Source organism: Mesotoga sp. HF07.pep.5.2.highcov (assembly GCF_003666285.1).
GTDB lineage: Bacteria > Thermotogota > Thermotogae > Petrotogales > Kosmotogaceae > Mesotoga > Mesotoga prima.
The window spans coordinates 1-5,669 of sequence record NZ_JFHJ01000292.1 but is presented as its reverse complement, the minus strand read 5'-3'; the positions used below and the strand labels follow the sequence as shown (position 1 = coordinate 5,669).

At 47.9% G+C, this 5,669-nt stretch carries 4 protein-coding genes and 1 pseudogene; all 5 read right to left on the bottom strand.

What is annotated here, in order from left to right; genetic code table 11:
* Positions 1-947 (bottom strand): annotated as a pseudogene (locus tag BG32_RS06175) (glycogen debranching protein); the annotation flags it as partial.
* The gene (locus BG32_RS06170; RefSeq protein WP_121510813.1) at positions 947-1,831 is read right to left on the bottom strand and encodes a carbohydrate ABC transporter permease; all 885 of its coding nucleotides are present in this window, start codon (positions 1,829-1,831) and stop codon (positions 947-949) included. The pseudogene BG32_RS06175 and the gene BG32_RS06170, both read right to left, overlap by 1 nt.
* Before the next feature lie 12 nt (positions 1,832-1,843).
* On the bottom strand, positions 1,844-3,010 hold the full coding sequence (locus BG32_RS06165; RefSeq protein ID WP_014731205.1) for a carbohydrate ABC transporter permease: 1,167 nt from the start codon (positions 3,008-3,010) through the stop codon (positions 1,844-1,846).
* 57 nt (positions 3,011-3,067) lie between these two features.
* Positions 3,068-4,282 (bottom strand): extracellular solute-binding protein, encoded by a 1,215-nt coding sequence (locus BG32_RS06160; RefSeq protein WP_014731206.1) that lies wholly within the window; start codon positions 4,280-4,282, stop codon positions 3,068-3,070.
* 15 nt (positions 4,283-4,297) lie between these two features.
* Positions 4,298-5,669, bottom strand: a 1,372-nt coding sequence (locus BG32_RS06155; RefSeq protein WP_121526568.1) for an amylo-alpha-1,6-glucosidase, incomplete at its 5' end; no start/stop codon positions are given.

Genomic DNA, 5,669 nt, shown 5'->3' with positions numbered 1-5,669 from the left:
TGTGAAAGCGCGTTGTCCACAAGTTCTAAGTACTCTTTTTTGGAAGTCTTTACCGCATACTTCAGGGCTAGATAGGCAAAAGCGATTATCTCGTTCATTCTTCCGTAAGCGTATATCCTGCCCGCCGTAGTAACTTCGTGAGGGGCCAGGCCGTTGCCAAATTTCGCGAGATTGTCTACTGTCTTTCCCACAAGTTCCAGCATGGGCGTTTCGAGCAGTCCGAGGCAGGTATAGACTCCATCAATCCCGAACCACCAGGGGAACTCTCCCAGTCCAGCGACAAATCCGCATCCCACGTCTCTTTCGAAGAAGAGTTCAAGAGCTCCAGCCCTTGCCCAGAATGGTATAGTGTCCTGGAATGGTGGAAGATATCGACGGTTGTGTTCCTCCCGCTCAAGGAGGTATTGTTCGTAACCCTCTTTCCCGGGTCTGCCCAGAGCAATAACCGCTTCAAGACTGCCCCTCTTGCTGAGTTTCAGCCAGTCGCCTTCCGATGTGGCCTTTCCGTTCACTTTGACGAAAGAACTCATGCCCTCTAATTCGCGCCATACGATCGTGTCCCGGTCTTGATTCTCCACTTTCACCGAGATATTTCTAGAAGGTCTGTCTTCGAGCCACACTAGATCCATCTCCTGTCTGAGGCAGAACTCGATCCTGGCACGACTCTCAATTCTGATGGATATAAGTGGCCGTTCAGGGTGGGCAAGAATCCGGAGGTCGGCCCCGGGATAGTTGACAATTCGTTCCGAGACTTTGTTCTGAAAGCTTGTCGGCGAAACCCTCTTTCCATTGAGCGAGAGAAAATACGAAGAGAATAGCCTGTAGTTATCTAGCCAAAACCCGCCCATCTTTCCCTTCAAATGCCAGCCAATGTTTTCTGCGTTTCCGTCGATACCTCCAAAAAAATATGCCCTCCTGCCTGCCACGTAGTAGTTAAAATTATCCATCAGCCTTTCACCCCGGATGAAACGCCTGTATCTATGAACTGCCTCTGGAAGATCAGGAAAATGATTATCATGGGAATCGTCATCATTATGGAAGCTGCCATCATATACTGCCAGTACGTATAGTAACTTGTCCGGTAGAAATCAAGGCCCACAGTTAGGGTAAACATCTCCTTTCTCGAGGTCATGAGCAGCGGCCAGAGAAAGTCGTTCCAGGTGCCGACAAAGATGTATATGGCCAATGCTGAAATGGCCGGTTTTGAGATTGGCAACACGACTTTGAAGTAAGTCTTGATTATCGAGGCGCCATCGATTCTTGCGGCCTCTTCCATCTCCCTGGGAATACCCATGAAGAACTGCCTCATCAGAAAGATCCCAAAGACACCGGTTAGCTTGGGGAGAAAGAGGCCGTAATAAGTGTTCACGAATCCGAACCTCACCATGAGGTTGTAATTGGGTATCAGCGTGACGTGACCGGGGATCATGAGTGTTGCTAGAAAGAGTGCGAACCACAGATCCCTCAGCGGAAAACGCAACCTAGCGAAGGCGTAACCTCCAAGGGCATCGAAGATAAGGTGGCCAATTGTTACCAGCGCGGCATAGATGATCGTGTTAAGTATCCATCTGGCGTAGGGCGTGATCTTGAAGACTTGTACGTAATTCTCGCCGGTAGCGGGGGCCCCGAAAAACTCCGGAGGCCACTTAAACAAATTTATCTCGGGAGGCCACTTCATTATATCCGTACCCGTTGTCACACCGTTTTCGGTGTATCTCATAGGAGTGAGAGATACTATGGCCGACCAGAGGAAGGGAAAAAGCGAAACGACCGCATAGAGAATCAACACGACGTAGGCGATAATCATACCAATCTTTAGTTTTTTCTTCATGTAATCGCCCCCTTAAAAATACGACTCTTCCTTTATCAGTTTGCGCTGAAGGGCAGTGATCGCGAAAATTATCAGAAAGAGGACCATCGCGATCGCAGAAGCATAGCCCATCCTGTGATATTCAAAAGCGTTCTTGTATATGTAATAGGAAATCGTTATATTTCGCATGTTTTTGATTAGGAAGTATATCTGGTCAAAAACCTGCAGACAACCTATTATTCCCATTATCGATACGAAGAGCATCTGAGGTCTGAGAAGGGGCACAGTGATCTTCCAGAAGGTCTTCCAGAATTTCGCCCCATCGAGCTGGGAGGCCTCGTAAATGGATGATGGAATACTCTGCAGCGCGGCCAGAAAGGTTATCATGAAGTAACCGGCTGTGGTCCATATGTTCATCACCATAATTGCTCCGAGAGCCGTATTCGGTTCATTGAGCCAGTCAACAGCCTGAAACCCGAACGTTGAAAGGAACCTGTTCAAAACGCCGGGCTTGGAGTATATAAGCCAGAAGATCATCGAGATAGCCGCGGAAGAAGAAATTGAAGGGAGGAAGAAAACCGTCTTGAAGAATCTCTGTCCCATGATTTTCATGTTGGCGGCTACGGCCAGGAGGATTGCCAGTAACGTCTGGATGGGTACGACTACGATGGAATAGACAAAGGCGTTCTTTAACGAGATCCAGAAATACTGATCCTTGAACATCTCTCTGAAATTCTTTAATCCTACAAATTCCGGCACGTATCTCGTGAAGAGTTCACTCTTTGAGGACATGTATTCCTTCATGAAGTCTTTGACAGATACCGAACTGTTGAGCCGGCCTGCCAGAAAGTCTTCTACTATTTTGTCCGTATCTAGAAAGCTACTTACGGCTTCCTTTTGCTCTGCGTTCAGTTTTACCCCCATATCCAGCGTCAAGAAAGTTACCGGGTCAAAAAGAGAGAGAAGCTCATTCTTGACAAGTCCTTCTTCATCGGGGAAAACGCCCAGATGAAATGAAACGGATTCTTCAGGGACGAAGGTCATGTTGAATTTTTGGGCTTCCGTGGGCTGGTAGTTGGTGAAGCTGTAGTACAAGCCTGCGAAAACAGGATAGATCGTGAAGATCAAGATGGTGATTATTATAGGCGCTGCGAAGAGATAACCAACCATGGCTTCTCTCGTTTTGAAATTCAGCTTCATATCCTCACCCCTCTAAAGAGATCCGGGCGGATCGCAATCCGCCCGGCAAGAGACAGGTTATTCGGCTACCCAGCCCGAATAATTCTCTTCGACAAAGGTTAAGGCTTCGGAGAGGCTGATTTTCTGATAGAAGAGATCCTTTAACAACGAATTGAGCTGGTCGTGTGCTCTGGAAAAAACTCCGCTGGGTGTCTTGACCTTCCAGGGAGTGCCATACTCCGCGCCTCTGTAGAATGCCTGTTTCGTTGGATCGGTATCCTTTTCAGCGTTCTGTATGTTGGAGGCCAGTACTCCCGCTTCGCTGACAAACCGCTCTTGTCCCTTCGTAACAAGGAATTTCAAGACTTCCCAGGCTGCATCCTTGTTTGGAGTAGTTCGGTTTATGCTCCAGGAGACCGTATAAACCATCGTTGACTTCTCAATAAGATGCGGCATCTCGACTATACCGGTGTTCTTCAGAACTTCCGGGTAATCGCCGGCGAGGAATCCGATGGTCCAGGGGCCGGTCATCGCCATAGCCACCCTTTCCTTTCCATAAGCTTCTCCAATCCAACCAGCACCCAGGTTTGCCGGTTCCTGAGCGACTTTGTACTTGTTGACCAGATCGAGATAGAAATTGAGGCCGAATTTGGCATCTGGTTTACCCAGAGCTACGTTTAGATCCTCGTCAACGATGTCTCCGCCTGTTCCATAAACAAAAGGTAGTATCCTATTGAGATCGGCCGCAAGAACCAGAGGGGTTTCAAAGCCCTTTCTCTTGAGTTGAAGAGCCTTATCAAGCATATCGAACCAGGTGTCTTCGTCTGTAGGGTAGGCGACATCGTACTGGTCGAATATTTTCTTGTTGAAAACAAGTGCAAGGGTCGAAAAGTCCTTCGGGATCCCGTAGATCCTATCTTCGTACTTGAAGGCTTCGATGAGATTGGGGTAGAACCAGTCGATGTCGAAACTATCGTCTCTTTTGATGTATAGATCTAGTGGAAGGAGCATATTCTGCTTGGCCAGTTCTTCGAACCAGAAGGCTTCAACATAGAAGAGATCAGGAGCGGTGCCAGCAGAATACTGGGTGATAAGCATTTGCCTGAAGTCCCCCGGTATAGGCTGCCATTCGACCACGATATCCGTTTGCATGTTGTTGAATTCTTCGACGTTCTTCATTATGACGGCCTCTTCAACAGGGTTTCCAGGCCAGCCGCTGATTCTGATGTTCGTGACCCCTAATACCATGAGTCCAGCTAACAAAACAAGACTTACCAACAGAAATCTTTTCATACTAAACCCTCCTTTTCAGGCGTCCAGCGCCTTGGATATTACTAGAACAGTTCCTATAGACCACAGCTGAGGTGAGCAACTTGTTGGATATTCAATCAACTTTCCAGATGTTTCAGATACTGACAGACCGCTAAAGAGCTCGGGGAGGCGATTGTCATGATGTTTGTCCTTCACTTTCAACAGATCCCGCGCGAGCTGTCTGGCCTTTTCGTAAAAACCATATTTTATCAGGCCAAGCATAATCAGTGAGTTGTCGTGCGGCCAGACACTTCCGTTGTGGTAGGAGAATGGATTGTAACGCTTCATTTTGCTGGAGAGCGTTCTTATCCCCCATCCGGTGTATAGTTCATCGGAAAAGAGACGGTTCACCAACGCCTCGGCTCTATCTTCGTCCACTATGCCCGTCATTAGGCAGTGCCCGGGATTTGATGTTATTGAATCGACCGGTTTCTTGTTTTTATCCAGCGCCGTAGCGAAGTAGTCTTCGCTCTCCAGCCAGAAGTCCCGGTTGAAATTTTCTTTCAGGGCGGCTGCCTTCAGTGCATACACATTTGCCCTTTCTTCGTCCTCAAAGAGAGCCATGAGTTTTTCGAGACACTTGAAGGCATCATACAGATATCCCTGGACCTCTACTGGCGCCAGTGGAGGCTCTGCCAGCGTACCGTCGGAGAAGCTCACGGAGTCGGCGGAATCTTTCCAGCTCTGAATAGATAGACCGGTGCCTGAAGGTGCGAATTCGATGTATCCGTCGTTATCTAGATCAGCGTAAGTATCGATCCATTTGGCAGCTGCCATGATGCTGTTTTTTATAGATCTTATAAAGTTCCAGTCATTAGTCTGTGAGTAGTACCTGTGTGAGAGCATAATGAACAGGAGCGTTGCATCTATCGATCCGTAGTATCTTTCAAAAGGTAGCCTTCCGGCTAGCGATAGTTCATTCAGACGGGTTTCATGAACGATCTTTCCGGGTTGTGCTTCGGTCTGGCTGTCTTCTTCTTTACTTTGAAGATGAGTATGCACCGTAAGGATATTTCTCGTTATTTCAGGAAGAAGATCCACGGTCTGGAGGCCAAAGATAAGGCTATCCCTCCCAAAAACTGTGGCGAACCAGGGTAGGCCTGCGCCTGGAAAATCACCGTAGACTGTGGGAATCATGAGCATTTTCAGATCTCCCAGTTCCCTTTCATCCAGCAGCGAAGTCTTTTTGATAGGCGCAATATCCTTCACCGGTCTTTCGGACAACATCTTCTTGAAAACAACGTCCTTTTTCACATATTTGCCGAGCCTCAATTTCCCGGATACTCTCTCAATCTGACCTGGTCTAACTTCCAGAGAGAGTGAAGTCAGAGAGTTCTCAACGGTATCCCTTTCGAGGTCGGTCTCATAT

Coding starts and splice junctions, on each gene's coding strand:
- BG32_RS06165 (WP_014731205.1), bottom strand. CDS start 3,010: ATGAAGCTGAATTTCAAAACGAGAGAAGCCATGGTTGGTTATCTCTTC.
- BG32_RS06170 (WP_121510813.1), bottom strand. CDS start 1,831: ATGAAGAAAAAACTAAAGATTGGTATGATTATCGCCTACGTCGTGTTG.
- BG32_RS06160 (WP_014731206.1), bottom strand. CDS start 4,282: ATGAAAAGATTTCTGTTGGTAAGTCTTGTTTTGTTAGCTGGACTCATG.